Source organism: Acinetobacter sp. SM1B, assembly GCF_003289665.1.
In the GTDB taxonomy this organism is placed as follows: Bacteria; Pseudomonadota; Gammaproteobacteria; order Pseudomonadales; family Moraxellaceae; genus Acinetobacter; species Acinetobacter schindleri.
In genome coordinates this window covers 2,018,425-2,044,751 of the sequence record NZ_QMBM01000001.1, presented here as the reverse complement: position 1 = coordinate 2,044,751, position 26,327 = coordinate 2,018,425, and the positions used below count along the sequence as shown (strand labels likewise).

Here is a 26,327-nt window from a genome sequence, read left to right as displayed (position 1 = left end):
AATCTAATTTTCATTACATGCCATCTTCATCAACGTGCCTAAAAACTGTTAGAATACGGGGTTTTTTAAAAATATTTCTAACCTGTTGCTTTGAGAGTTACTATGTCACTGGAAGCCCTGACCACTGAAGCGCTCGCTGCGATTGCAGCAGCTCAAGACCTTGCTGCACTTGATCAAGTACGAGTGCAATTTACGGGGAAAAAAAGCCAGCTCGCGGAACAATCTAAGTCGCTGGGTAAAATGGATCCGGAACAACGTAAAGAATTCGGTGCAAAAATCCATGCTGTGCGTGAAGCGATTACAGCTGCACTGACAGCACGTCAGGCAGAACTGCATAAAGCTGCGCTGGAGCAAAAGCTTGCCAGCGAAACTATTGATATTACATTACCCGGTCGTGGCCAGCAGGTGGGCAGTATCCACCCAGTGACCCAAGTGCAGGAACGTATCTGCCAGTTCTTTACCAAAGCAGGTTTTACAGTGGCAACTGGCCCGGAAGTTGAAGATGACTATCACAACTTTGAAGCCTTAAATATTCCAGGCCATCACCCTGCACGTGCCATGCACGACACGTTCTATTTTGATGTAAACCATTTGCTGCGTACGCATACCTCTGGTGTGCAGATCCGTACTATGGAAACGCAACAACCACCAATCCGTATTGTGTGTCCAGGTCGTGTATACCGTTGTGACTCGGATCAAACCCACTCACCAATGTTCCATCAGATTGAAGGTTTATACGTTGCTGAAAACACCAGCTTCGCTGAACTGAAAGGTTTGCTGGTCAACTTGCTGAATGAATTCTTTGAAAAAGATCTGAAAGTACGTTTCCGTCCATCTTATTTCCCATTTACAGAGCCAAGTGCAGAAGTGGATATTATGGATGAGCGTGGCAAATGGTTGGAAGTTCTGGGTTGCGGTATGGTGCATCCGAATGTATTGCGTTCTGCTGGTATTGATCCTGACAAATACAAAGGCTTTGCATTTGGTCTAGGGGTAGAGCGTTTTGCAATGTTGCGTTATGGCATTAATGACTTGCGTATGTTCTACCAAAACGATGTGCGTTTCTTACGCCAGTTTGCTTAAAACTTTTTATTAAATCCTCTCCTAACCTCTCCTTTAAAAAAGGAGAGGGACTCCACGAAATCAGTTGGGGTTCTCCGCCTTTCTTAAAGGGGGAGTTAGAGGGGGATTCTAGAGATTTGAATTACAGGTTTTATATCAATGAAAATTAGCGAAAATTGGCTACGCACATGGGTTAACCCAGCCATCGACAGCGAGAAACTTTCTGATCAACTGACCATGCTTGGTCTAGAAGTTGATGACTTATCTCCAGCAGCAAAACCATTTACAGGTGTTGTTGTAGGTGAAGTTCTGACTGTTGAACAGCACCCGAATGCAGACCGTTTACGTGTAACTACCGTGAATATCGGTTCAGGTGAACCACTCCAAATCGTGTGTGGTGCGCCAAACGTACGTGCAGGCATGAAAGCACCAGTGGCAACGATTGGCGCGGTTTTGCCGGGCGATTTCAAAATCAAGAAGGGCAAACTTCGTGGTATTGAGTCCCAAGGCATGCTCTGCGGCGCATCGGAAATTGATCTAGAAGACAAAATTGATGGTCTTTTAGAATTACCAAACGATGCACCTGTAGGCGTGAATATTCGTGAATATTTAGACTTAGATGACAACGTGATTGACATCAGCATCACACCAAACCGTGGTGACTGTTTCAGCATTCGTGGTATTGCACGTGAAATTGGTGTGATTAACCAATTGCCAGTGACTGCGCCAGAAATTCAAGAAGTGGCTGCAACCATTGCTGATGAAAAGAAAGTGGTGGTGTCGACTGAAGGCTGTCCACGTTACTTAGGTCGTTTGATCAAAAACGTCAACACCAAAGCGCCAACCCCTGAATGGATGGAACGTGCGCTTGCTCGTTCGGGTATCCGTCAGCACAGCATTTTGGTCGACATTACCAACTATGTATTGATCGAGCTGGGTCAACCGTTACACGCATTTGATGGTGGCAAGGTTCAAGGTGCAGTTCACGTTCGTCAAGCAAAAGCCGGTGAAAAGCTGGTGCTGTTAAATGAACAGGAAGTTGAACTGAATGAAAAAGTGATGGTGATTGCAGATGATGAAAAAGCATTGGCGATTGCAGGCATCATGGGTGGTCTGTCTTCATCTGTAACGGATGCAACCACTGAGATCTTCCTGGAGTCTGCATTCTTTGCACCTTTACACATTGCAGGTCGTGCGCGTAGCTTCGGTTTACATACGGATGCTTCTCAGCGTTATGAGCGTGGTGTGGACTTTGAATTGCCAGTGATGGCAATGCACCGTGCGTCTCAGCTGATTGCTGAACTTGCAGGCGGTGAGTTTGGTCCAATTACAGTTGCAGAAAATCCAGCAGTATTGCCTAGACGTGAAGCAATTGAACTTGAACAGGCACAACTAGATCAACTTCTGGGTTATAAAGTTGAATCAGACTTCATTACCGATGCGTTAACGCGTTTGGGCTGTGAAGTGACTGTGAAAGCAGAAGGTCAATGGTCTGTGGTACCACCGTCACACCGTTATGATATGGCAATCTACCAGGACTTGATCGAAGAAGTTGCACGTATTCATGGTTATGACAATATTCAAATCAGTTTGCCTGTGATTGATGTCAAACTTGCAAAATACCAGGATCAGTTCGAAGTGGCTCAGCTTCGTCAGACTGCGGTGACTTTGGGTTATCAAGAAGCGATCAGTTTTAGCTTTGCTGACTTGAAACTGGAAAAACAGCTCAACCCTGCAGTAAATCCATTAGCATTGGCAAACCCGATTTCAAGTGATTTAGCGGTAATGCGTTCAACCCTGTTATCAAGTTTGATTCCATGTGTGCAATATAACGTCAATCGTCAGCAAAACCGCGTACGTTTCTTTGAGCTGGGTCTGCGTTTTGATTATCAGGATGCTGCATCGATTCATGACCTGAAACAGATTCCAACTTTCGCCCTGATTGCGACTGGTTCACGTATCAATGAATCATGGCATGGTAAGCCACAGCCAATGGATTTCTTTGACTTTAAAGGTGATGTGGAAGAAATTCTGGCAGCAGCTCGTCTGAATGTTGAATATGTTCGTTCAGAGCGTGCATGGTTGCATCCTGGTCAATCTACTGAAATTATGGTTAATGGTCAGTCGATTGGTTATTTAGGTCGTTTACATCCATCACTTGAAGATGAGCTGGATTTAGCAATCACTTGGGTCGCTGAACTCGATCAAAAAGCCGTTTTGCAAACTTATGTATCTAATTTTACAGAATTATCACGTTTTCCGTCGGTTCGACGTGATATTGCGCTTTTAATTAGTGATAAGATTAATGTTAGCGAAATTCAGAGACTTATCGAAAAGACTGGTGGTGAGCTCCTGGAGTCAACCTGGTTGTTCGATGTGTACACTGGACAAGGGGTAGAAGAAGGCAAGCGTTCTCTAGCATTTGCTCTTCTCTGGCAGCATCCAACCCGCACCCTGGAAGATGCTGAAATTAAATCAGGCATGGATAATATCCTGCAAGTGTTAGAAAACACTTATCAAGCGACATTGAGGGCTTCATGACAGCACTAACTAAAGCAGAGATGGCTGATCATTTAAGTGAGCTCACGAGTTTAAACCGTCGTGAAGCAAAACAAATGGTCGAATTGTTCTTTGATGAGATTAGCCAGGCGCTAATCTCGGGTGAGCAAGTCAAACTATCAGGTTTCGGTAATTTTGAGTTGCGTGACAAGCGTCAACGTCCAGGCCGTAATCCGAAGACTGGTGAAGAAATTCCGATTTCTGCACGCCGGGTCGTAACCTTCCGTGCGGGGCAGAAGTTCCGTCAGCGTGTGGGAACTGAGCAGGTCAATTGATCTGCTTTTTTTCTTGATAGAGATTGCCGGTAGAAATTTCGATTTTTATAGGCATAAAAAAAGAGAGCCAATGGCTCTCTTTTTCGTACTGAATAATCGTTAGATTATTGAGCAGCAGCTTCAGAAGCAGCAGTAGCGTCAGCAGCAGCGTCAGTAGCAACTGCAGCAGCAGCGTCAGCTTCAGCAACAGCAGCAGCGTCAGAAGCAGCAACTTCAGAAGTAGCTTCTACAGCAGCAGCGTCAGCAGCAGCTTCAGCTTCAGATGCAGCTTCTACAGCTTCAGATGCAGCTTGGTTAGCGTCAGCAGCAGCATCTTCAGTTTTTTTAGCACAACCAACGAAAGCTAAAGTAGTAGCAACTGCAGCAGCAATAGCGATTTTTTTGAATAACATGGCATCACTCTCTAAAAATTGAGATTAAAAAAAACCGACGTTAGCCTGTTATGTGCTTTTATTATTCCTAATTTTGTTAGGTACTAACAACGCAGGAGCAGTCTAACTGGTCTGCAAATATGCTATCACTGCGCATTTTTAATTGCTACAGGGCAAATTCAAAAAAGTGCAAAAAACGCATGAAATTCATGGTTTTTTTAACAGAAAATAACAATTAAAGGAAAGACTTATATGGGGTAAAGGCGATTTAAACCTCTAAAACTTATACAATTTTTCTTACCATTATTTTATTAATCATAAACTTGCAAATAAGTTTACAAATCATCATGGACTTTGTTTCTTTGTGTAATCAATGTCAACCCAAATAAAAAAGGTCATCGTTTTAGATGACCTTTCTATAATTTTTGAGGACTTAGTTAGATGCCTTGCGCTTCATCTGATCGAAGAAGTCATCATTGGTCTTGGTTTCTTTCATGCGATCAAGCAGGAATTCCATTGCCGCCAGTTCGTCCTGGGTATGCAAAAGCTTACGCAGAATCCAGACTTTACGCAGATTATCTTCTGACATCAGACGTTCTTCACGACGGGTACCGGATTTCTTGATGTTCATTGCAGGGAATACACGTTTCTCAGCAATGCGACGATCAAGCGTGATTTCCTGGTTACCTGTACCTTTGAATTCTTCGTAGATCACTTCATCCATTTTACTGCCGGTTTCAATCAATGCAGTAGAAATAATGGTCAGTGAACCGCCTTCTTCGATATTACGAGCCGCACCGAAGAAACGTTTTGGACGTTCAAGTGCATGTGCATCCACACCCCCTGTCAATACCTTACCAGATGAAGGAATTACAGTGTTGTACGCACGTGCCAGACGGGTAATTGAGTCAAGCAGAATCACTACGTCTTTTTTATGTTCAACCAGACGTTTGGCTTTTTCAATTACCATTTCAGCCACTTGTACGTGACGCGCCGGAGATTCATCAAAGGTTGAAGCGATAACTTCACCACGAACCGTACGTTCCATTTCCGTTACTTCTTCAGGACGTTCGTCAATCAGCAGTACAATCAGGAAACATTCAGGGTTGTTACGAACAATTGACTGTGCAATGTTTTGCAGCAACATGGTTTTACCGGCTTTCGGGGGTGCAACGATAATAGAACGCTGACCTTTACCGATTGGGGCAACCAGATCGACTACACGAGCTGTCAAATCTTCAGTGGTACCATTACCCAATTCCATGACCAATTGCTCAGTTGGGAATAATGGGGTTAAGTTTTCAAACAGAATCTTGTTGCGAGAGTTCTCAGGTGTGTCGTAGTTAATCTGGTTCACTTTTAGAAGTGCAAAATAACGTTCACCTTCTTTCGGTGGGCGAATGGTACCAGTAATAGTATCGCCTGTACGAAGGTTAAAACGACGGATCTGGGAAGGGCTGACATAGATGTCATCGGGACCTGCCAGATAAGAGCCTGCCGCAGAGCGTAAGAAGCCAAAACCATCTGACAGAATTTCCAAAACGCCATCACCAAAAATCTCTTCACCATTCATCGCATGGCGCTTTAAGATGGCAAAAATAATGTCTTGCTTGCGGTTACGGGCCATGCCTTCTAGGCCCATAAACTCGGCAATCTTGATGAGTTCGCCAATCGGTTTTTTCTTGAGTTCGGTTAAATTCATAGGTGGTCGGATAGAATCAAAGTTCTGAGGTACAGGTTAGAAAGGGAGTAACATTCGGCCGCATACAAGCATTCAAACGACAGCAATTGAATTTGCACAAGAACAATTCAGAGGTTTGTTTGATTGTTTCAAAGAGAAATGTGAAAAAACAATTTCTATTGCCGAGCGGCATCTTATGTATTGTGTCTTGTAAGAAATTGACAGGATTTAGTATTCCTGATCTCTTGAATGAGCAATATAAGAGAGAAACAGGCGTTTGTCAATTTATTCTGGGCGAAAAAAATACGCGATATCTGATCACGTATTTTTATCTTTAAAACAGCGTTGATTAAATGTTTTCTTCAATGAACGCGGTTAATTTAGATTTAGGTGCTGCACCAACTTGAGTCGCAACCACTTCACCATTTTTGAACATCAATAAAGCTGGGATATTACGAATGCTATAGTTCACTGCAGTGGCTTCGCAAGAAGTCACATCAACTTTTACGATTTTTACTTTACCTTGGTATTCGTCAGCAAGTACTTCCAGTACAGGAGCAATTGCTTTACATGGCGCACACCAGCCAGCCCAGAAGTCAACCAATACAGGAACGTCTGATTGAAGAACGTCTGCTTCGAAGTTTGCGTCAGTAGTATTTACGATGTTGCCAGACATGGAGTGCTCCAGAAAATAATTTTTTAAAGATGGCTATAATTCTTAGTATTACATAGCCTTCTTTAACAATGTAGGGGAATATGCAAATTTTCAACCTATATTGTCAATTTGTCTAATGGATGATCACGATAGAGATAATCGTGTAACACAATTGTCACATAGAAATAAAAAACTAAAAGGGATTAAATTGTCGATACAAATGGCTTTTAAATTGCATGGTTGTGAATTACTCTAAGCACAATTCGTTAAAGGTTTATTTCTGGAATGTCTGACTTTTTGATTGATGAAGAATTACTTGCCGCCATCGATATGGGATCAAACAGCTTTCATTTGGCCATTGCTCGAGTGGACCACGGCGAAGTCAAGAAAGTGGCATCAATGTCAGAAAAAGTTCAGCTTGCAGCAGGCCTGGACGAAAATAAGAATTTGACTGAAGCTGCGCAGCAACGTGGTCTAGCCTGTCTGGCGCGTTTTGTGGGGCGTTTGGGTTCGGTTCAGCCCAACCGTTTACGTATCGTGGCGACTAATGCCTTGCGTCAGGCAAAAAATGGCCATGAATTTATTCAAAAGGCAGCAGAAATTTTACCAAAACCCATCGAAATTATTGCAGGTCGAGAAGAAGCCCGTCTGATCTATTTAGGTGTATCACATACCATGGCCAATAGTGGCCGTCGTCTAGTAGTAGATATTGGTGGCGGTTCAACTGAACTGATTATTGGTGAGGAATTTGAACCGATTCATACCGAATCCGTGCAGATGGGTTGTGTTGCCTTTACCAAAGCTTATTTTGAAGATGGCGATATTAATCAAAAGGCCTTTGATAAAGCCGTTACGGCGGCACGTAAAGAAATTTCCGGTATTGCCAATACCTATAAAGCAGCAGGCTGGGATGCTGTGGTCGGTTCGAGTGGCACCATCAAAGCCTGCCGCCAGATCTGTGTCAATATGGGCTGGAGTAACGAGCGCGAGGAGTTGACGCGTGAAGGCCTGGAAAAAATCAAAGATAAATTGCTCAAATATAAACATGTCACGGACATAGAGTTTGAAGGCCTTAAAGAAGACCGCCGTGCGGTGTTGCCAGCAGGAATTGCCATTCTGTATGCCGTCTTTGATGTTCTGAATATTGATTACCTGACCTATTCTGACGGGGCATTACGTGAAGGCGTGATGTATGACCTACTCGGGCGTTTCCAGCACGAGGATATCCGTGACCGTTCTGTGCATGCCTTGATGGGGCGTTATAATGCCGATACCAAACAGGCAGAACGTGTGGTAAAAACCGCGCAAAAACTGTTTGATGATGTGAAACAACCTTTAGCTTTAAATAGCGAAGACAGTGATCTGTTACGTCGTGCAGCTTATCTGCATGAAATTGGTCTGGCGATCAGTCATAGTGGTTATCATCGTCATGGGGCTTATTTGTTACAGCACTCGGACATTGCCGGTTTCTCGCAAGTCGACCAGAATCATCTGTCACATTTGGTCGCACATCACCGTCGTAAATTGCGCGCTGATGCCAGGATAGATGTCAACAAAGTCGGTGGTTCTCGACTTTTGTACCTGTGTTTACTGCTTCGTCTGGCGGTTTTGGTCAATCACAGTCGTAGCGATGAGATGCTTCCTGCCATTGAACTGAAGGTGAAGAATGCGCAACAATGGCAACTCAGCGTAGCCGGTGATGCCCGACAATGGCCTTTACTGGTGGCTGAACTGCATGATGAACAGGTGCAGTTTAGGAATTGGGAAATTGATCTCGCAATTCAGTCTGAACAATTTGTTGATTAACACCTTTATAGGGATGAAAACGGTTAACCTATGAAAAATAAAGCGACTCCATCAAAAGCATGGAAGACCGTGCAAATTGCACGTCATCCTGAACGTCCACAATTCCTGGACTACGTGGGTGAAATATTCACTGAATTTGATGCTTTACATGGTGACCGTCTCTATGGTGATGATGGTGCAATGATTGGTGGTCTGGCGCGTTTTGACGGTCAGCCTGTGATGATTGTTGGCCAGCACCGTGGCCGTAGTACCCGTGAAAAATTACAGCATAACTTCGGGATGGCGAATCCTGAAGGTTACCGTAAGGCACAACGCCTGCTCGATATGGCAGAGCGTTTTAATCTGCCTGTATTTACCTTTATTGACACGATGGGCGCTTATCCAGGCGTAGGTGCAGAAGAGCGTGGTCAGGCTGAAGCGATTGCTACAAGTCTGGCACAGTTGTCTAACCTGAAAGTACCGGTAATTGCGACTGTACTGGGTGAAGGTGGTTCTGGTGGTGCACTGGGTATTGGGGTGGCAGACCGTGTGGTGATGCTATCTCATAGTATCTATTCTGTGATTTCACCAGAAGGCTGTGCATCGATCCTGTGGAAAACTGCGGACAAAGCTGAACAAGCCAGTGAAGCATTGGCACTGACTGCAGAAAAATTGCAGCATATGGGTATTGTGGAATATGTAGTAGATGAAGGTGAAGGCGCTCATTTAAATCCTGATCAGGTAATGCAAGACCTGAAAGCAGTACTGAAAGAAGCGCTGAATGAACTGCAACCGATGGAAGCCGAGGCACGATGCGAAGCACGTTACCAGCGTTTAATGAAGTTTGGCAGCGACAATTTAGGTCTGGTTTCTTAAAACAGCTGCAGGACTTTCCTGCAGAGACAAAATTTCTCATCGGATGCAGTGGCGGCGTGGATTCCATGCTGTTACTGCATCTGATGTTTTTTTTGTGCCCGGAAAAAATCCGTGCGATTTATGTCGATCATCAGCTGCAAAGTGGTAGCGCTGAATGGGGCAGATTTGTTCAGCATGAATGCCAAAAGCTGAGTATCCCCTGTATTGTCCAGCCAGTTATTGTGGCACAAGGTAATCTGGAAAATCAGGCCCGGGAAGCACGTTATCAGGCCTATCTGAAGCATCTACAGCCCAATGAAATTCTAGTTCTTGCACATCATCAGCAGGACCAGGCAGAAACACTGATGCTGCGTTTACTATCTGGGGCCGGAGTCGATGGTCTGTCTGCCATGAAGCGGGTAGATATACGAGAAGATTTAACCATCTGGCGTCCACTTTTGGATATTTCTCGTGAGCAGATTTGCCAATGGGCCGCTGACCTGAATATTCAGAATATTGAAGATCCGAGCAATCAGAATAATGATTATGATCGTGCCTGGGCACGTCAGATTTTGTGGCCGCTATTAAGTGAGCGCTTTCCAAAAATGCAGGCAGCTTTAGCCCGGACCACGGATTTGATGCAGGATGCCCAGGAAATCTTGCAGGATGTATTGCGACAGGATACAGATGTTTGTATTCAAGATAATATTTTAGACTTATCTAAATTTTCTGAACTGTCTTTAGCACGCCAGCGCCAGCTGCTATCTAACTGGATGAAAGGGGAAGGACAGTATCGGCCTGCACTGGATATGGTACAGCGCTTGCAATGTGAAGTCATTCATGCCCGTGCAGATGCCCAGGCGGCATTGCATTGGCAAGGTTTTTATTATGTGCGTTATCAGCAGCTGGTCTATAAGCTCAGTAAAGAAATTTATCTGGCAGGTCAACAGCCATTTTCTGGCGAACAGCAGATGATTTTCAGACTTCAGGATCGTATTGATTTGCCTTCAGGACAGTTTCAGATTCAGGCTGCGGCAATCGGTTTATCATTGGATTTATTGAATCAGCACTTGAAAATGACACAGCGCCAAGGTGGCGAAAAGATTCATTTATGTGGACGTGTCGGTTCTTGGCCACTGAAAAAAGCCATTCAGGATGCGCAAATATTTCCATGGATGCGGCATACAATTCAAATATTAAGCATAGATGATGTTATGCTAGGCGTGTTTACGCCCAAAGGATTTTGGTTGGCTGAATCTGCCTATTGTGAGGTGGAGGGGTGGCAGCCAGTTTTAGTCTCTTCAATTTCAGAACACAAAGACGAGCATTAAAAATGAGTGCAGCTTTAAATTGTAATATCAGTTTCATTGGTGGTGGTAACATGGCTCAAGCCTTAATTGGTGGCTTGATTGCACGTGGTTTGCCGGCAACCCGTATTACAGTTTCTGATCCAGTCGAAAAAGTGCGTCTACTGCTTGCTGAAAAAGAAGTGAATGTTACTGATGATAATATTGCTGCAATCAAACATGCCGATATTGTGGTATTTGCGGTGAAGCCACAGGTGCTAGCGGATGTGCTTAAACCGCTGCAAGGTTTGTTGGACGGTAAATTGGTTATTTCCATTGTAGCAGGTGCTGAAATTGCGACTTTGTCTAGCTTACTTGGTACCGATCGTATTGTTCGTGTGATGCCAAATACACCAGCATTAGTACAGACTGGCGCGCATGGTTTATTCGCCAATGCAGACATGAGTACAGCAGACCGTGAGCTGGCGAGTCAGGTTTTAGCTTCAACTGGCCTGACAATTTGGGTAAACTCTGAAGCGCAAATTGATGCTGTAACGGCGGTTTCTGGCTCAGGTCCGGCTTATTTCTTCTATATGATGGAAAGCATGATCCGTGCAGGTGTGAACCTGGGGCTAGATGAGAAAGTGGCGACTGCATTGACCTTGCAAACTGCATTAGGTGCAGCGCAAATGGCAATTACCAGTGCAAATACACCAGCTGAATTACGTAAAAATGTGACTTCACCGAATGGCACGACTCAGGCTGCACTAGAAGTCTTTGATCAGGCCCAGATTTCTCAAAACATTCAGGCAGCTCTGGCTGCTGCTGCAAAACGCAGTCAGGAGCTCGCTCAAGAGCTTAGCGACAGCAGTAAGTAAATTTTCAAATTTAATATTTAGGAACCTTCAGGTATGGGTGCAAATTCTGCGCTAATTTTTGGCATTATCATTAACGTCGCAATTTTGCTCGTATTCTTCCGCTTTTTAATGCAGTTGGCTTCGGTGAGTCCTTACAATCCGGTGGTACTTTCAACTGTAAAGGCCACCAAGATTGTAGATGTGTTTAGTCGTATTCTGCCAACTCTGGCGAAGGGTCGGGTAAATACTGCCGCGCTGGCATTATTGGTGGTGCTGTATTTGCTGAAAATTTTTGGCATGATGTATCTTTCTGGTGGTATGCCAAATGGTCCAATTCATCTGTTAATACTGACTTTTGTGACCATGATTCAGGACCTGATCCGTTTCTGTCGTTATCTGATTTTCGCGACCATTATCTTGAGTTGGGTGGTGATGTTTACTCAATCCCGTTCACCTTATATTGAAGTGGTTCAGGAACTGGCAGAGCCATTATTGGCACCATTCCGTCGTATCATGCCGAATATCGGGATGATCGACCTGTCTCCAATTCTGGCGATTCTGGCACTGATGGTGGTTGATCTGATCATGCGTGAAGTGGCCATGGTGTTGTTGACTGGTTTCTAAGATTTAAGAATATAAAAAAGGACGCCTAAGCGTCCTTTTTTTATTTGTTATGAATTTCAAAAGAGGTTTTACCTTTCCATACTCTCTCCTGAGAGGAGAAGCAACTTCCTACAAATTCATCTCTGAGAAGTAATAGTATTCTTTATCTTAAAAAAAGAAGAAGGAATTAATAAGATTATTCATAGTAATTAAAATTAGGTGTAATTCCCTCTCCCTTGGGGAGAGGGCTGGGGGGAGGGCTAATATAAATCTCCTGAAACTCCTCTGAAAGAGGGGTTCAAAGCACGTTAGTGCGCCTCATCCCAATTCTTGCCTTTGCCTACTTCTACCAGTAAAGGTACAGAGATCTGCACTACAGACTGCATTACTTCAGCCAGCTTAGATGCCAGTTCGTCAGCAATCGCTTCATCAACTTCAAATACCAATTCATCGTGGACTTGCAGCAGCATTTTGGCCTGGTCTTTTGGCAACATCTTGTCGACTTCTATCATCGCCATCTTGATGATATCGGCAGCTGAACCTTGCAGTGGGGCATTGATTGCAGCACGTTCAGCAGCTTTACGTATCATCATATTGCGAGCATCAATATCTGGGGTATACAAACGGCGGCCAAGAATGGTTTCCACGAAGCCCTGTTCCAGCGCAACCTGACGGGTACGCTGCATATATTCATAAATACCCGGATAGCGGTGGAAATACTGCTTGATGTATTCCTGTGATTCCTGGCGGGTAAAACCCAGCTGACGAGTCAAGCCAAACTCGGACATCCCATAAAGCAGACCGAAGTTTACTGCTTTGGCTTGGCGACGTTGATCATTGGTCACATCTTCCAGGGCAATACCGAGGACTTCTGCCGCGGTACGACGATGGACGTCCTGACCGTGAATAAAAGCATCCACCAGTGCATCATCCTGAGACAAATGTGCCATCAGACGTAATTCAATTTGGGAATAATCGGCTGCAAGTAATATACGACCCTCTGGCGCGACAAAGGCTTTACGGATCTGACGGCCAATTTCTTCACGAATTGGAATATTCTGCAGGTTTGGGTCGGTTGAGGATAAACGACCGGTTGCAGTCAGTGCCTGATGATAGCTGGTATGTACACGATGAGTATCATTATTGGCCTGTTTACAGAGCCCATCAGTATAAGTACTTTTCAGCTTGGACAGACCACGGTAGTTCAGGATCAACTCGGCAATTGGATGCTCAAGCTTTTCCAGAATGCTTTCGCTGGTGCTGTACTGACCTGTTGTGGTTTTCTTGCCACCTTTTAGACCCAGCTTATCAAACAGGATTTCACCAACCTGTTTCGGTGAACTGACATTAAAGGATTCGCCCGCCATTTCTTCAATCTGCTGTTCCAGATTTTTCATGGTTTCAGCAAAGTCACAGCCCAACTGATCCAGGAAAGCCAGATCTAGCTGAATGCCATTTTCTTCCATGCTGGTCAATACACGTGCGACCGGCATTTCAATATTGAGCAGAATGTTGAGCAGCTCTGGATGCACTTTCAGTTTTTCATACAGCACTTCATACAGACGATAAGTGACATGGGCGTCTTCTGCGGCATAGTGTGCTGCAGTTTCGATCTCAATCTGGTTAAAGGTTTTCTGTTTCGCACCTTTACCGGCAATCTGCTCAAAGGTCGTGGTCAGGTGGCTTAAATAAAGCCGTGCTACGTCATCCATACCGTGACGGGTTGCCACTGAGTTCAGCACATAAGACGCCAGCATGGTATCGAAGTACCAGCCTGCCAGCTGGATTCCATGATTTTCTAGGACATGTGCATCATATTTCAGGTGATGGCCAATTTTCTGAATATTGTCGTCTTCCAGAATGGGTTTGATTTGCGCAAGGATGGTTTCACGATTTAACTGTTCAGGCGCATTCTCATAGTCATGTGCCAGCGGTACGTAATAGGCATCCTCTGCATCAAAAGCCACCGAGAAGCCCACGATTTGAGCAATACGATAATCCAGACTGGTGGTTTCAGTATCAAAAGCAAAACGTTTGGCAGTATTTAAACGATTAAATAAAGCATCCCAATCTGCCTGATTCAGCACGGTGTGATAAGTCGCCTGTCCCAGTTGATCATCGCTGCTGGTCAATGACGCATGATCTTCTTCTATTAGCGCTACAGGTTTGGTTGTAATCGACTGAACTACTTGCTTGTAATTGCTATTGTTCGGATTGTTTGGATGATCCAGAGATTGCAGTTGGTTACGGAATTCAAGCTCGGTATAGAGTTCGCGTAGTTTGGCAACATTTGGCTCAGCAAGTTTTAAATCATCATAACCAAAGCTCAAATCCAAATCGATCACAATACTGGCCAGCTGATGATCCAGCGTAATGCCTTCCACATTGTCTTTGATATTTTGTCCGACTTTGCCTTTGATCTTGTCGACATTTTCCAGAATGCCACCAATTGAGCCATATTCATTCAGTAATTTGGCTGCGGTTTTGGCACCGACGCCAGGTACACCCATAATACCGTCTGAGGCATCGCCCATGAGGGTCAGGTAATCGATGATCTGATTTGGCCAGACCCCAAACTTTTCAAATACACCATTTACATCGAGTGGCTTTTCTTTAAAGCTGTCTTCCAGGGTTACTTTTTCGGTCACCAGCTGGGCCATATCTTTATCGCCCGTAGAGATCAGTACTTGATGACCCATGGCTTCAGCACGTTTTGCCAGTGTGCCGATAATATCATCGGCTTCTGCGCCTGGCAGGGCATGTAGTGGAATTCCTAAGGCTTTGATTAATGCGTGCAGGTAGGGAATTTGCTCGGCAAGCTCGCTCGGCATGCTTGGGCGGTCACCCTTGTAGATGGGTGACAGTTCATGACGAAAAGTGGGTTCAGGGGTATCGAAAATCACCGCCATATGTGTAGGCTGGACACGGCGCATCAGTTTTTGAATGGCAGAAATTGCACCACGAATTGCATTGGTATGTAAACCGGTTGACGTGGTTAACGGTGGCAGCGCGTGAAAGGCACGAAATAAAAAGTAAGAGCCATCGACCAAGACAAATGGTGGCATGTATTCAATTCCTTATTCAAATAATAGCATTATTGTACGTGATTTTTAGCGTGCCCGCTGAGCAAGTCTGTGGCAACAGCTTAGCGAATAATGACCGAAGATGAAATAACCGGCAGCGGCATGTTGTATGATGGAGTGGTATGGGACTGGAAAATATAAGAATGACAACAGGGCAAAATGAATTACGCATGATGTGGCTGATCAGCCTGGTGATTGTAGGCTTGAGTGCCTGGTATCTGGATTACGAGATTGTCAGCTATTTATGTGGGCTCGGTTTTCTGATGAGTGTAATGCAGTATGTCAATGCAGTGCAGCAGCCACTTGAAGAGATCACTGCTGAACATCAGTTGTCTATTTCTGGTTATTCCAAAGTTCCATTATATATTTCTTCCCTGATTGCCATTGTGGGAGGTGTCATCGACCTGAAATGGTTGATGGGGCTGGGCGTCACGGCCTGGATTTTCTTCCTGTTCCGATGGTTGCAACGAATAGAGCTGTCATTGCAACAGTTGCAGCATCGTATTCACTCGGTGCCAAGTCAGGACACTCTAAATTCTCAGCCAGTTCCACTGCAAGCCTTTCAGCAGCCGGCTCAAGGTGATCATGCTTCACCGGGTTTAATCGATCAGATCCAGCGCTGGATTTTTCAAGGCAATCCGGTGCTTAAAGCTGCAATCGGGATTTTGGTTGTCGGAATTGTCCTGTTACTACGTTTTGCAACGGAGCATTGGCAAATCAGTCTGGCGATGAAATTGGGCCTGATTGCTTTGGCAAGTATGGCTGTTACCGGGCTGGGCTATTGGCTGATCGAGAAAAACCGCAGTTTTGCGCTGGCACTTGAGGGTCTGGGATTAAGTGCACTGTTTCTGACCTTATTCTTTGCCTATTACAATCTGGTCATTCCTGGTCTGTTGATGGCATCAGTGCTATTTGTGCTGATTATGGCCATGACGCTATATCTCAGTTTTAAGCAGAATAGTTTTGAATTGACAGTGATGGCGCTGCTAATTGCCTATATTGCACCATTTACTTTGCCTGTACGGGATGCCACCGCTGTAGAGCTGATTGCTTATTATCTGGTCATTAATATCGGAGTGGCAACGCTGACCAGCTTAAAACCCTGGAAGACGCTGAATCAGATTGCCTTTCTGGTCACTGCGATTGTTGGGGGAATCTATGCGCTGATTCATGGCTACACTTCTGAGCGCTATAGCATGACTGGCTTGATTCTGGCACATAGTGCCGTGTTTATTTGGCTGGGATTTCGTTTTAGTCAGTTACTCGCTAAAGATGACCTGAGCAGGTTCCAGCTCAAGCCGATTCTGGACATTGCCCTGATTTTTGCCGCGCCAATTACAGCCTATATTTTCCTGTATCTGATTCATTTTAATGAACGTACATGGCAGGCAGGACTGAGCCTGATTTACGCCGCAGTATTCGCAGTTTGCTGGTTAGGATCGCGGCGTAGTCATACCCTGAATATCATTGCCAATAGCTATCTCAGTCTGATGCTGATTTTTATTGCCCTGATTCCACCAATTTTGCTGGAAAGTGAATGGAGCGTAGTGGGCTGGGCCGTAGAAGGCGTATTAATTTATTTCTGGGCTTTGGAAAAGAATCTCAAAGTTGGGCAATATTTGAGTATGGGCTTACTGATCATGGCTGGGCTGAGCAGTCTGTATTATCTGGTTGAGTTGAATCCAACACCGCGACACATTTTCTGGATACTAAGTGGCTGTTATCTGGCTGTAGTCTTGATTAGCCAGTTCAAAGAGCGTTATATCCAGCAACTAGATGGGCTGAGTACTGGTTTCTTAAGCTTACTCAGTTTCTCAGCCAGCCTGATGCTGTTTGCCTTATTGGAAGACGAGTTCAGTTCACCAGATGCCCATATTTATAGTCTGGCTACAGTTGCACTGATTTTTGCTGTTATTAATGAAATTATCTTCAGAAAAAATCAGGACTGGAGCTGGCTGGTGCTAAAATGGTGTGGCTTAACGCCATTGGTTTTTGCTGGTGTGGTTCTGGCAATTGATCAAAGTGAAAATGGTATACTGATTTGGGAGAGTCCATTTGCCCGGAGTATCTTTGGATTATCAACCTTATTGTTAACCTGGCAATGGCTGCGACCAGCCTCAGGCTTGTTGCTTTCAAAAGAATGGGTGAGTTTAGGGGCTCTAGTGAGTCTGACTCTGGCAAGCCTATGTCTGATTCCAAGTATGCCCTATATCAGTATGGTGATTTTGCCATTAGGTCTGTGTTTCTGGTCTTATAAACAATCTGCGGATTCTGCTTGGCCGATGCTGTGGCAAAGCAACAGTACCTTGATTCTGATGGCAGCCTGGTTGTTGTGTTCACAGCTGCTCAGTCAGCAGGCCTTTAAGTTCTATTTGCTTCCTATGCTAAATCCTTTTGATCTGGTGAGTATTGCCATGTTGATCAGCTTTATCTGGATGTTGCTGCAACAGATTAGGGCAGGGCGAGATAAAGGAATGATGGCAGTACTCATGGTACTGAGTTTACTTTGGCTATCCAGCTATATTGTATTGCGTGCCTTGCATATGTATTTAGGAACGCCGTTGAACAGTTTGGAAGTGTGGAGTAATGCCACAGTCCAGTTGAGCTTGACCATTTTATGGGTGCTATTGGCTTTTGCAACGATGTGGATTGCGGCATTGAAAGCCCTGAAACCGATGTGGATTCTGGGTGGTAGTATTCTGGTGATTGTAACCTTAAAACTGGTGCTGTTTGATCTGTCTCATATCGGGACCTTAACTCGAGTATTATCCTTCTTGCTGGCAGGAGGGGTGATGTTGTTGATTGCTTATGTTGCACCAATGCCGGATGGGGAGAAGAGGGTTTGAATCTAAATTAACTACATTTGAGCGTTAACTTAATCTCCCCCAAACCCTGAACAAGCTTTAAGCAATGTGCAAGGAAAAGAGCGGCTTTTTATGACAATTCCTCTCTTTGTAAAGCGAGGTTAGCAGGAATTTAGAAAAAAGTTATTTTAAATCCGGCTCCCTCTTCAATTCCTTCTCATTGGCATATTGATCAACATCTTCATTTTCTAGCGGACGCGCAAGCGGATGATCTACAAAGCCCATTTTTGGTACAGGAATCTCAATATGATTTTCCAGGAAACCATTACGAATGCGTTCCTGCATTTCATCACGAACTTTTAAAAAGTTTTCACCTTGGCACCAGACTGCAAACAGTAATTCAATGGATGATTCCCGGAAAGCAGTTACTGTCACAGCTGGTTTTGGATCAGCAAGCACCATAGGATATTTGTTTGCTACATCTAGCAGCACTTCACGAACCTTGATAATGTCTTCATGGAAATTAATCGCCAATGTGATCGGAATTCGCCGGATCGGAAATTTGGACAGGTTGTGTACCGGGGCACGGATCAGTTGCTCATTCGGCAACCGGACATAGATATTATCCTGGGTTAATAATTTGACTGAGAGCAGGTCAATCGAAATGACTTCACCTTCAATGGTATGCCCACGAATCAGGGTAATCTGAATGGTATCACCAACTTCAAAAGAACCTTCACCAATCAGGAACATACCGCTGATCAGGTTGGAGGCTGAGGTCTGAGATGCGAAACCCAGTGCAACTGTCAAAATACCTGCTGCACCTAAGAAGACACTGAGCTTAAAGCCAGCTTCCTTTAAGCTGGCCATGACAAACAGCAGGAAAATGAAGTAGAAAATCCCACGACGCCAGACCATTTGCTGATGGGCATTAAAGCGTAGACCAATCGTCCGGATAAAGGCATTCGAGAAAAAACGTGCAATTAAAAAGCCAATAAAACACAGGACGATTGCGACAGCAATTTCTGTCAGCCGATCAGTATTGATACTGGTAAATACGCCTTTCAGGCTATTGGTGACTTCAGCAGAAATACTTGAGTTTGCCATTAGCCGTCCTTAAAAGAATGAATCAAACATATTGAACAGGTTGCCTGCAGGGTCACGTGGCGGATGCAGATAGTCCACTTCACCGGCATGGGGTGGGGTACGGTTTTCAATCCGAATTCGAGGTGGACGATCCAGACCTTCATGCAGGACTTTAATTTGCGAGGTCCAAAGACGTCCCGTACTGGCACTGAAAAACAGTGGTAGGGCGGGCACGGGTACATTCATACGGTCAAAGCGCAGTTGCTGATTACTGGTATTGTGGAATTCAATTGGGGTTACAGCACGAAATGCACGCGGCGTCAGCTGTTTTAGCTCAGTACGACCATCGACTGCTGTGGCATAACAAATTTCCCCAGAACGATGATTCGGGCCAAACCAGGTATCTTTGGGTAGAATTACCGGGACATCAAAAATTGGATCTCGCTGTCCATCGACAAAGCCGGCAATCCACAGTGGCGTACTGATATATAAGGTTCCGCGTTGCCCGGCAGGAATATAAATGGGATCGACGGGTTTGATCACTACAGAACGATCTGCCAGACGAGGCATGAGTCGCAGTTTACTTTTGGTGGACTTGAACATATAGCGTTCAATTTTCACTGGCTGGGGAAAGGCAAAATGGGGATCTTCGATCTGGTGCCATTTCTGCTCATAGTCAAACTGTACCACAGGGCGGTAATACTCCAGACGCCATTCCTGCAAGCCACGTGTCAGACGGAACAGCAGCGAACCAAATTGCCAGGCTTTGGACTCATTTATTTCAAAATTCTGTTCCCCCCACCAATGAATAGAGGGCTGAGCAGAGGAAAAATCAACTTGATCGTGTGGCAATGCGGCTGTCCTTTCGTACTAAATCTTTCTAAACATACTTCACGCTGTCATGTGCTTAGAGTACACTCAATTTAAATTTTTTCACTATTATTATAATTCTACGATGCAAGTACTGAAACAATTACAAATCCCTTATAGTTTTGCCAAACGCCATGGGGTGTTGTTGCGTTATGAAGGGGATCAGGTCTTTATCGTCCGTCGTGATAATACCTCGATGCTTGCATTGCAGGAAGCACGCCGTTTTTTAGGCCATCCTGCCCAGTATCAGCTCTGCAATGATCACGAATTTAGCCAATTACTCAGTAGCAGTTTCGCTGGAGACAGTGGCGAATCACAACAAGTCGCAGCTGGTCTGGAAGACCATCCAGATTTGCTTAGTCTGGCCGATTCTGTCCCTGAAGCTGAAGATTTAATGGATCAGGAAGATGATGCGCCGATTGTCCGCCTGATCAATGCCTTACTTTCAGAAGCAATCCGTGTGGGTGCTTCCGATATTCATATTGAATCCTTTGAGAAGAAACTTTCAGTCCGCTTGCGGGTTGATGGTCAGTTACGCGAAATTGTACAGCCACGCCGTGAACTGGCACCGCTGTTAGTCTCGCGGATTAAAGTCATGGCCAAGCTGGATATTGCGGAAAAGCGTATTCCCCAAGACGGTCGTATTTCGTTGCGCCTAGCTGGGCGTGAAGTCGATGTCCGTGTTTCTACCTTGCCATCTTCGTATGGTGAGCGCGTGGTAATGCGTCTATTGGACAAACAGGCCGGTCGCCTGAACATGACCCATTTGGGTCTAATGAATAATGATTACGATCGCCTCAAAACTTTGGTACATCGTCCACATGGGATTATTCTAGTCACTGGCCCAACTGGTTCGGGTAAAACGACGACACTGTATGCAGCACTTTCCGATCTGAATGATGGTTCCAAGAATATCCTGACCGCGGAAGATCCGGTCGAGTATCAATTGGAAGGTATTGGGCAGACGCAGGTAAATACCAAAGTGGATATGACCTTTGCCCGTGCTTTAAAAGCGATGCTGCGTCAGGATCCCGATGTCGTCATGGTGGGTGAGATTCGTGACCTGGAGACAGCAGAAATAGCAGTACAGGCTTCTTTAACAGGTCATCTGGTTTTATCAACCCTGCATACCAATACTGCAATTGGTGCAGTAACCCGTCTTAAAGACATGGGGATTGAACCTTTCTTATTATCCAGTTCATTGATCGGGGTGGTTGCCCAGCGTCTGGTACGTACTCTCTGTTCACATTGTGCGACCTGGCATGTAGCGGATGAATTTGAACAAGGTCTATTTGCCCATGTCCATAATGGGACACAATTAGAATTACCACAGCCAAAAGGTTGTGAACGCTGCTCACATACAGGCTTCACTGGTCGAACTGCGATCTATGAAATTGTCCCGGTGGATGATCATATGCGCCGTCTGATTCATGGTAATGCACCAGAATACGAGTTAGAAAGTTACGCACGTCAACAATCTGGTTCTATTCGTGATGATGGCTTACGTAAAGTGCTGGCAGGTAAGACGACGGTAGAGGAAGTACTGCGGGTCACCAATGAAGCAGCAGAATTAGCTTAATGATAGAACTGTTAAAAAGTAGCCAGTTGGGCTGCTTTTTTATAGATTACCACAAGTCGATAATTTTCTTCATGAGTTGGGCGCGCAATGGAGCGGTTGGATTGCCGGCATTGCGTTGAGTCTCATTTTTATAAAAATTTTGCCAGGTTTTCGCTATTTCTATATTTAAACCCGCCTGTTTCATCTTTTCAACATCAGCTTTATTGATATGATTCAAACGTGTTTCTGCATCTTGGGGACCTGTGCCCCAGCCAATTACACCTTGACTAAATTCAGGCAGGCTCATGTTATGCGGTGTAGGAGGAATAGCGAGTCGATCAATATCTGGATTCACCAGGGATTTGACTTGAGGGCGAATTTTTTCAGAAACTTGCACATCTGCAAAAGACGAGATAGAGATACTTAAAAACAGTGTGCTGAGGAGAAGAGGTTTTAACATTAAAATAAAACCAACAATAGATGCAAATAAGAATCATTATATATAACTATCTGTCTAATTGTTATCTTTTTGAAATAGGAAAATACAAACTGGTGTATAAAAAGTAGAAGATTAGCCGGCTAAGAATTGAATTTTTATACTGGATCAAGACTATCCTGAAAAACAGATTTTTCAGGATAGCGTCTACTGAACCTTAAGTAATCACATTTAACGTGACATCAATATTATTACGAGTAGCATTAGAATACGGGCAGACAATGTGCGCGGCATCCACCAGCTTTTGAGCTTCGTCCTGATCCATACCTTCCAGATGAACATTTAGGGTAACTTCAATACCAAAGCCAGTTGGGATCGGACCAATCCCTACCTCACCTTCAATATAAGCCTCTTTACTCATATTCAGTTTGTCTCGATTAGCCACAAATTTCATAGCCCCTAAAAAACAGGCTGAATAGCCAGCGGCAAAGAGCTGTTCAGGATTGGTACCACCGCCTGGACCACCCATTTCCTTTGGTACTGCGAGTTGTATATCCAGCAGTTGATCATCCGTAGTAACCCGACCATCGCGGCCACCTGTTGCTTTGGCATGGGCGGTATAGACAGTTTTTTCTAATGACATGATATGAATCCCTGTTATTTTTTCATGGAGTTTCTATGCTCGATGATTTTTAAACAGGAATAAGCAGGGATTTTGTTATTTTATGCAGGAAAATCGCAAACTTTAAAACTGGATCAATTTTCGATGTTGCATCAATGGCATGGACTCACGGACTTTATGCTGTTCATTTAAATCAAAATCTACCGTGATCAGCTGAGCACCTTCCGCATGTACCATATTCAGTACCTGACCGCGGCTATTGGTGGCTGCAGTATGTCCCCAAGTCTGACGTTTTTCTCCATGCCAGCCCTGTTGTGCAGCGCCAAGCACAGCACACTGAGTATCCATGGCACGTGCTTGTAGAAGTAACTGCCAATGCATTTGACCCGTGGTATAGGTAAAAGCAGAAGGGGCAGTCAGAATATTGGCGCCTTGTTGACGTAAAGTCAGTGCCAATTCAGGGAAACGCAGGTCATAACACACCATCAAGCCAATATTGCCAAATGGGGTTTTCGCAACCACGACATCTGTACCTGGTTCAAAGAATTTGGACTCCTGATAGCCACCGACAGCATCACCCACTTGCACATCGAATAAATGAATCTTGTCATAACGTGCTTCAGTACGTTCCGGGCTAATGCACAGGCTTACCGTACGGACACGACCATCTTCAATGACTAAACCATCCGGGCGATACGGACAAGGCAGGGTGCCAGCAATAATCCAGATCTGATATTGATGTGCCAGTTTTTCGAGGCGTTGCTGAATGTCTTCAAACTGCGCCGCAGTTTCGCGTTGTTTTCCGGCAGCAAAGCAGACAAAATTTTCAGGAAAGACGATCAGTTCAGCACCAGCGGCTTTACTCTGCTGAATCAAGGATTCTATCGTTCTGAAATTGTCTTCAATTTCATTCTGAGAATTCATTTGTACAACAGAGAGTAAAGTCATCGTTTCCTTCCTGGAAAATTAAGATTAAATATTGGGTTCGGACACCTTATCGAGATTATCCTGTTCTTTTTGCAGCTGTTTAACCAAAGGTTCGAACATATTTTTGTTGCTTTCATTGAGTTTCATCAATGTCTTATGCGCATCCAGGACCGTAGTGAGCATATTACGATGCGTTACATGCTCTTCGATCAGGGCACGGGTGCAGACATGCGAATCTCCACAATAGTTCAGGATCACAAATACCTGTCCCAGACCCATACTATTGGCCAGGGTTGTAATATCTGAATTGGTAGAGAGCATGACAGCCTGGATATGATGCACTTGTTTCAGCTTCAAACCCAGTTTCGCAAGAACACCGAGTACAGTACTGTCAATAAAACTGGTTTCAGTTAAATCAACGATCGCACCAACGACATTATCTTGCTGTTCAATTTTGTTCAGTAACTTGTCTAGACTTATACAAGATTGTGCACGCACTTCGCCAATAAGCTTAAAAATATGCGTTCCATTCAAACTTGCATATTCAACATGACCTGTTGACATATAAATGCCATTTGCAGAGAAGGATATTAAATTATCCCATAGGGTAGTTTGATACTCAAGTAGCTGAAGGTCTGAGTTAATTTAAGTATCTATTAAAGCAATAATTATATTACTAATTCATACGTATGAAGCTAAGGAAGGCAATATCGTCTGCCACATGCTCCGGCGCTTGAAAAGATTGATTTTGCAAGTGATAGACCAGCTGTGCAAACTGTTCATTCAAACCGCCATCAAAGGGTTCCAGGGCACCATCCGAACATAAAATGAATCGGGCATGACGTTTCAGGACGAATTCCTGTTCATCTACTTCCAGTTCTTCGGTCAGCCCGAGTGGAAAACTACTGGTCGATAAAATTTTGGGTGCCTGATTGGGTTCAAAAATAATAGGCGGTGGATAATGCCCGGCACTGGACCAGCGCACCACATGAGTTTCAAGGTTTAAAACCCCGGCAATCATGGTGATATGCTTTTCAATATTTTCCTGAACCAGCATGCCATTCAGCTTTTTGATCAGTTCACGTGGCGATTTGGAACGGCCATGAAAAGCTGCCATCCATGAGGTAAGTAAACTACTGGTGACACCATGTCCAGACACATCAGCCAGATAGAACATCACTTCTTTATCGCTAATTTTCCAGTAATCGTACCAATCACCAGAAAGATAAGCGGAAGGCTGAAAATATGTTTCTACCTGATAGTTGAAAAGCTCAATCGGGTTGGGAAGCAATCTTTGTTGTAACTCTGCTGCGGAAGGTAAGTCGCGACTATCCTGGTTTCTTTTATATTGCGCATCAATTTTTTGTAAAGCGAGGAGAGGCTGAGCTGGAAGTTTGTTCCAGATCCACCCGGCAAGAGCGCCTTGTTCCCAGGCTTGAGATAGTTCAGCTCCTTCATTTTCCAAAGCCAAGACAATGGTAGGAAAATTCCATTGGTATTTCAGATAATCATGCACATCGGAAATTGCAAGAATAGTCTGATCATACAACTCATGATCTTCAAGACCAATCATCTGCACGTCTGGAAGCGTGTCAAGGACTTGATCAAGATAAGGAACATCACGAGTCGGCTGAATAAAATACATAAGGAAATGAACTAATCCCAAATTTGTTTATTAGATGTACTATAACAAGCTATTGATTACCGGCGAATCTTTTTCACCGATAATCTTGCTGAAATTATTTACTTAAAAGGTTGGTTCTGTCGAATCGCTCTGATCTTCATCAAACTCATCTTCAAATTCATCATCTATATCAGTGAATAGACTTTCCGACTCTAAGCCTTTTTTTTCAGCAATTGCATAACTGGTACGTTGCAAATAAATATCGCGAATTTGTGCATAACGATCACCTGTTAACACACCTTCAATATCAAGTAATTCTGCACGATTATCAATTGCACGCCAGAATTGATCACCCCAATACAAGCCTTCATCATCTTCAAGAATATATTTCTGTGGACGGGTCTGGCTATCGACTGCCATACCGAAAGTATCACGCACAGAACTTGGGCCCAGGAACGGTAACATCACATAAGGGCCGGAAGGTACACCATAATAACCTAGCGTGATCCCGAACTTTTCATCTTGATGATCCAGTCCCAGACGACGGGCTGGGTCTGCCAGACCTAAAGTAGTTAAGGTATTAATGGTAAAACGACCCAAAGATTTTGCTGCACGAGCAGGACGGCCCTGAATCAACTGGTTTACCGCATTCCATGGTTCACCTAAATTGCTACGGAACTGGGTATAGCTGCCACGCACATCTTGAGGAACCTTTTCCTGATACTGAACCGCAATGGGGCGAACAACTGCCTGATCGATTGCATCATTAAATTGATACACCTTTCTATTCCAGCCCTGGAAAGGATCTTTAACTTCTTCAGCCTGTGCAGCACTAGCGTCGACTTTTAGCTGGGTTTGCAGGTGACTCACTTTAGAAGATATTTTTTCTCTGAGTGGAACCGTAGCAGTAGTAGAAGATTCAGTTTCTATTTCAGTCTGTTCAGACTGAGTAGTGTCTTCAGCAAAAATTAATGGGCTAGAGGCCAAAGAAAATAAGCATAAAGATAAATAAATAGAGCGATGCATAAGGAAACCCCAAAGCCTTGTTCTGAGTATAGTGGCGTTGTTTAACCTGGAATAATAAACTGTATTACTAGGAATAGGCGTAATTTAAGCAAAATTGTATAATAAATGAATAAAAACTTCATAAAAGGTTAAAAATTAGACATGCGGTAAGATTTATTTGAAAAAGGTATTGCAAGCCCTCTGAAATGCTGTAGAATGCACATCCATCGGCGGTGATGAAGATTAAAACTTCTGATAAAACAGTAACTTAGCATGAGATGGTTAAGTTGGGTTTTAGAAAGAAAGTTTAAAAATAATTTTCA

The 26,327-nt window shown here is 44.2% G+C and carries 22 protein-coding genes; 10 read left to right on the top strand and 12 right to left on the bottom strand.

The features are described from left to right. The first annotated feature begins 102 nt into the window (after window positions 1-102). The 3 genes from pheS (at window position 103) to C8322_RS09875 (ending at window position 3,896) form a co-directional block, all read left to right on the top strand. Window positions 103-1,083: a phenylalanine--tRNA ligase subunit alpha gene (gene pheS, locus C8322_RS09885; RefSeq protein WP_004813006.1), complete on the top strand. Its 981-nt coding sequence runs from the start codon at window positions 103-105 to the stop codon at window positions 1,081-1,083. A gap of 138 nt (window positions 1,084-1,221) precedes the next feature. Continuing rightward, window positions 1,222-3,603, top strand: a complete 2,382-nt coding sequence (gene pheT, locus C8322_RS09880; protein WP_111810558.1) for a phenylalanine--tRNA ligase subunit beta — start codon at window positions 1,222-1,224, stop codon at window positions 3,601-3,603. Further along, entirely contained in the window at window positions 3,600-3,896 is a 297-nt protein-coding gene (locus C8322_RS09875) for an integration host factor subunit alpha (protein WP_004813003.1), read from the top strand. The genes pheT and C8322_RS09875 overlap by 4 nt, the downstream gene beginning before the upstream one ends. Window positions 3,897-4,000: 104 nt before the next feature. Here C8322_RS09875 and C8322_RS09870 read toward each other — a convergent pair whose 3' ends face one another. The 3 genes from C8322_RS09870 to trxA form a co-directional block, all read right to left on the bottom strand. Beyond that, window positions 4,001-4,288, bottom strand: coding sequence for a hypothetical protein (locus C8322_RS09870; protein ID WP_004813000.1), 288 nt, complete (start codon window positions 4,286-4,288; stop codon window positions 4,001-4,003). Between the two features lie 412 nt (window positions 4,289-4,700). Beyond that, on the bottom strand, window positions 4,701-5,969 hold the full coding sequence (rho, locus tag C8322_RS09865; RefSeq protein WP_004812998.1) for a transcription termination factor Rho: 1,269 nt from the start codon (window positions 5,967-5,969) through the stop codon (window positions 4,701-4,703). 328 nt (window positions 5,970-6,297) lie between these two features. Further along, entirely contained in the window at window positions 6,298-6,624 is a 327-nt protein-coding gene (gene trxA / locus C8322_RS09860) for a thioredoxin (protein WP_004812997.1), read from the bottom strand. Between the two features lie 264 nt (window positions 6,625-6,888). Here trxA and ppx point away from each other — a divergent pair, with 264 nt between their 5' ends. Genes ppx through C8322_RS09835 form a run of 5 tightly spaced genes read left to right on the top strand, consistent with a single transcriptional unit; the run spans window position 6,889 to window position 12,010 of the window. Next, window positions 6,889-8,409, top strand: a complete 1,521-nt coding sequence (ppx, locus tag C8322_RS09855) for an exopolyphosphatase (RefSeq protein ID WP_111810556.1) — start codon at window positions 6,889-6,891, stop codon at window positions 8,407-8,409. A gap of 30 nt (window positions 8,410-8,439) precedes the next feature. After that, the gene (locus tag C8322_RS09850) at window positions 8,440-9,264 is read left to right on the top strand and encodes an acetyl-CoA carboxylase carboxyltransferase subunit alpha (RefSeq protein ID WP_004812992.1); all 825 of its coding nucleotides are present in this window, start codon (window positions 8,440-8,442) and stop codon (window positions 9,262-9,264) included. Then, the gene (tilS, locus tag C8322_RS09845; protein ID WP_111810555.1) at window positions 9,201-10,574 is read left to right on the top strand and encodes a tRNA lysidine(34) synthetase TilS; all 1,374 of its coding nucleotides are present in this window, start codon (window positions 9,201-9,203) and stop codon (window positions 10,572-10,574) included. Before C8322_RS09850 ends, tilS begins: the two co-directional genes overlap by 64 nt. A 2-nt stretch (window positions 10,575-10,576) precedes the next feature. After that, window positions 10,577-11,407 carry a pyrroline-5-carboxylate reductase gene (proC, locus tag C8322_RS09840; protein ID WP_004889878.1) on the top strand — a complete coding sequence of 277 codons (831 nt, stop codon included), beginning with the start codon at window positions 10,577-10,579 and terminating at the stop codon, window positions 11,405-11,407. A gap of 33 nt (window positions 11,408-11,440) precedes the next feature. After that, a complete protein-coding gene (locus C8322_RS09835; protein ID WP_004889875.1) occupies window positions 11,441-12,010 on the top strand; it encodes a YggT family protein in 570 nt (189 codons plus the stop codon). Window positions 12,011-12,297: 287 nt separating this feature from the next. Here the strand turns inward: C8322_RS09835 and polA are convergent, their stop codons facing one another. Beyond that, window positions 12,298-15,054 carry a DNA polymerase I gene (gene polA, locus C8322_RS09830; protein ID WP_004889872.1) on the bottom strand — a complete coding sequence of 919 codons (2,757 nt, stop codon included), beginning with the start codon at window positions 15,052-15,054 and terminating at the stop codon, window positions 12,298-12,300. 161 nt (window positions 15,055-15,215) lie between these two features. Between polA and C8322_RS09825 the strand changes: the two genes are divergently transcribed. Then, complete coding sequence (locus tag C8322_RS09825) at window positions 15,216-17,918, top strand: DUF2339 domain-containing protein (RefSeq protein WP_111810554.1); 2,703 nt, start codon at window positions 15,216-15,218, stop codon at window positions 17,916-17,918. A gap of 141 nt (window positions 17,919-18,059) precedes the next feature. On the opposite strand, the gene C8322_RS09820 is transcribed toward C8322_RS09825, so the two are convergent. Together C8322_RS09820 and C8322_RS09815 are read right to left on the bottom strand one after the other, a co-directional pair. Then, window positions 18,060-18,983 carry a mechanosensitive ion channel family protein gene (locus tag C8322_RS09820; protein ID WP_004812984.1) on the bottom strand — a complete coding sequence of 308 codons (924 nt, stop codon included), beginning with the start codon at window positions 18,981-18,983 and terminating at the stop codon, window positions 18,060-18,062. Between the two features lie 9 nt (window positions 18,984-18,992). Next, window positions 18,993-19,814, bottom strand: coding sequence for a hypothetical protein (locus tag C8322_RS09815; RefSeq protein ID WP_004812982.1), 822 nt, complete (start codon window positions 19,812-19,814; stop codon window positions 18,993-18,995). A gap of 103 nt (window positions 19,815-19,917) precedes the next feature. Between C8322_RS09815 and gspE the strand changes: the two genes are divergently transcribed. After that, window positions 19,918-21,411: a type II secretion system ATPase GspE gene (gspE, locus tag C8322_RS09810; protein ID WP_004812979.1), complete on the top strand. Its 1,494-nt coding sequence runs from the start codon at window positions 19,918-19,920 to the stop codon at window positions 21,409-21,411. A 46-nt stretch (window positions 21,412-21,457) separates the two neighbouring features. Here the strand turns inward: gspE and C8322_RS09805 are convergent, their stop codons facing one another. The 6 genes from C8322_RS09805 to C8322_RS09780 all read right to left on the bottom strand — a co-directional run bounded on the left by C8322_RS09805 (window position 21,458) and on the right by C8322_RS09780 (window position 26,025). Next, complete coding sequence (locus tag C8322_RS09805; protein ID WP_004889866.1) at window positions 21,458-21,850, bottom strand: DUF4951 domain-containing protein; 393 nt, start codon at window positions 21,848-21,850, stop codon at window positions 21,458-21,460. A 193-nt stretch (window positions 21,851-22,043) separates the two neighbouring features. Beyond that, window positions 22,044-22,469, bottom strand: coding sequence for an organic hydroperoxide resistance protein (locus C8322_RS09800; RefSeq protein WP_004889864.1), 426 nt, complete (start codon window positions 22,467-22,469; stop codon window positions 22,044-22,046). A 102-nt stretch (window positions 22,470-22,571) separates the two neighbouring features. Beyond that, the gene (locus C8322_RS09795) at window positions 22,572-23,396 is read right to left on the bottom strand and encodes a carbon-nitrogen hydrolase family protein (protein ID WP_004889862.1); all 825 of its coding nucleotides are present in this window, start codon (window positions 23,394-23,396) and stop codon (window positions 22,572-22,574) included. A 24-nt stretch (window positions 23,397-23,420) separates the two neighbouring features. Beyond that, window positions 23,421-23,939: an anti-anti-sigma factor GigB gene (gene gigB, locus C8322_RS09790; protein ID WP_004812973.1), complete on the bottom strand. Its 519-nt coding sequence runs from the start codon at window positions 23,937-23,939 to the stop codon at window positions 23,421-23,423. Between the two features lie 112 nt (window positions 23,940-24,051). Beyond that, window positions 24,052-25,020, bottom strand: a complete 969-nt coding sequence (gigA, locus tag C8322_RS09785; RefSeq protein WP_004889859.1) for an RsbU family protein phosphatase GigA — start codon at window positions 25,018-25,020, stop codon at window positions 24,052-24,054. A 102-nt stretch (window positions 25,021-25,122) separates the two neighbouring features. After that, window positions 25,123-26,025 carry a VacJ family lipoprotein gene (locus C8322_RS09780; protein ID WP_111810553.1) on the bottom strand — a complete coding sequence of 301 codons (903 nt, stop codon included), beginning with the start codon at window positions 26,023-26,025 and terminating at the stop codon, window positions 25,123-25,125. Window positions 26,026-26,327 lie beyond the last annotated feature (302 nt).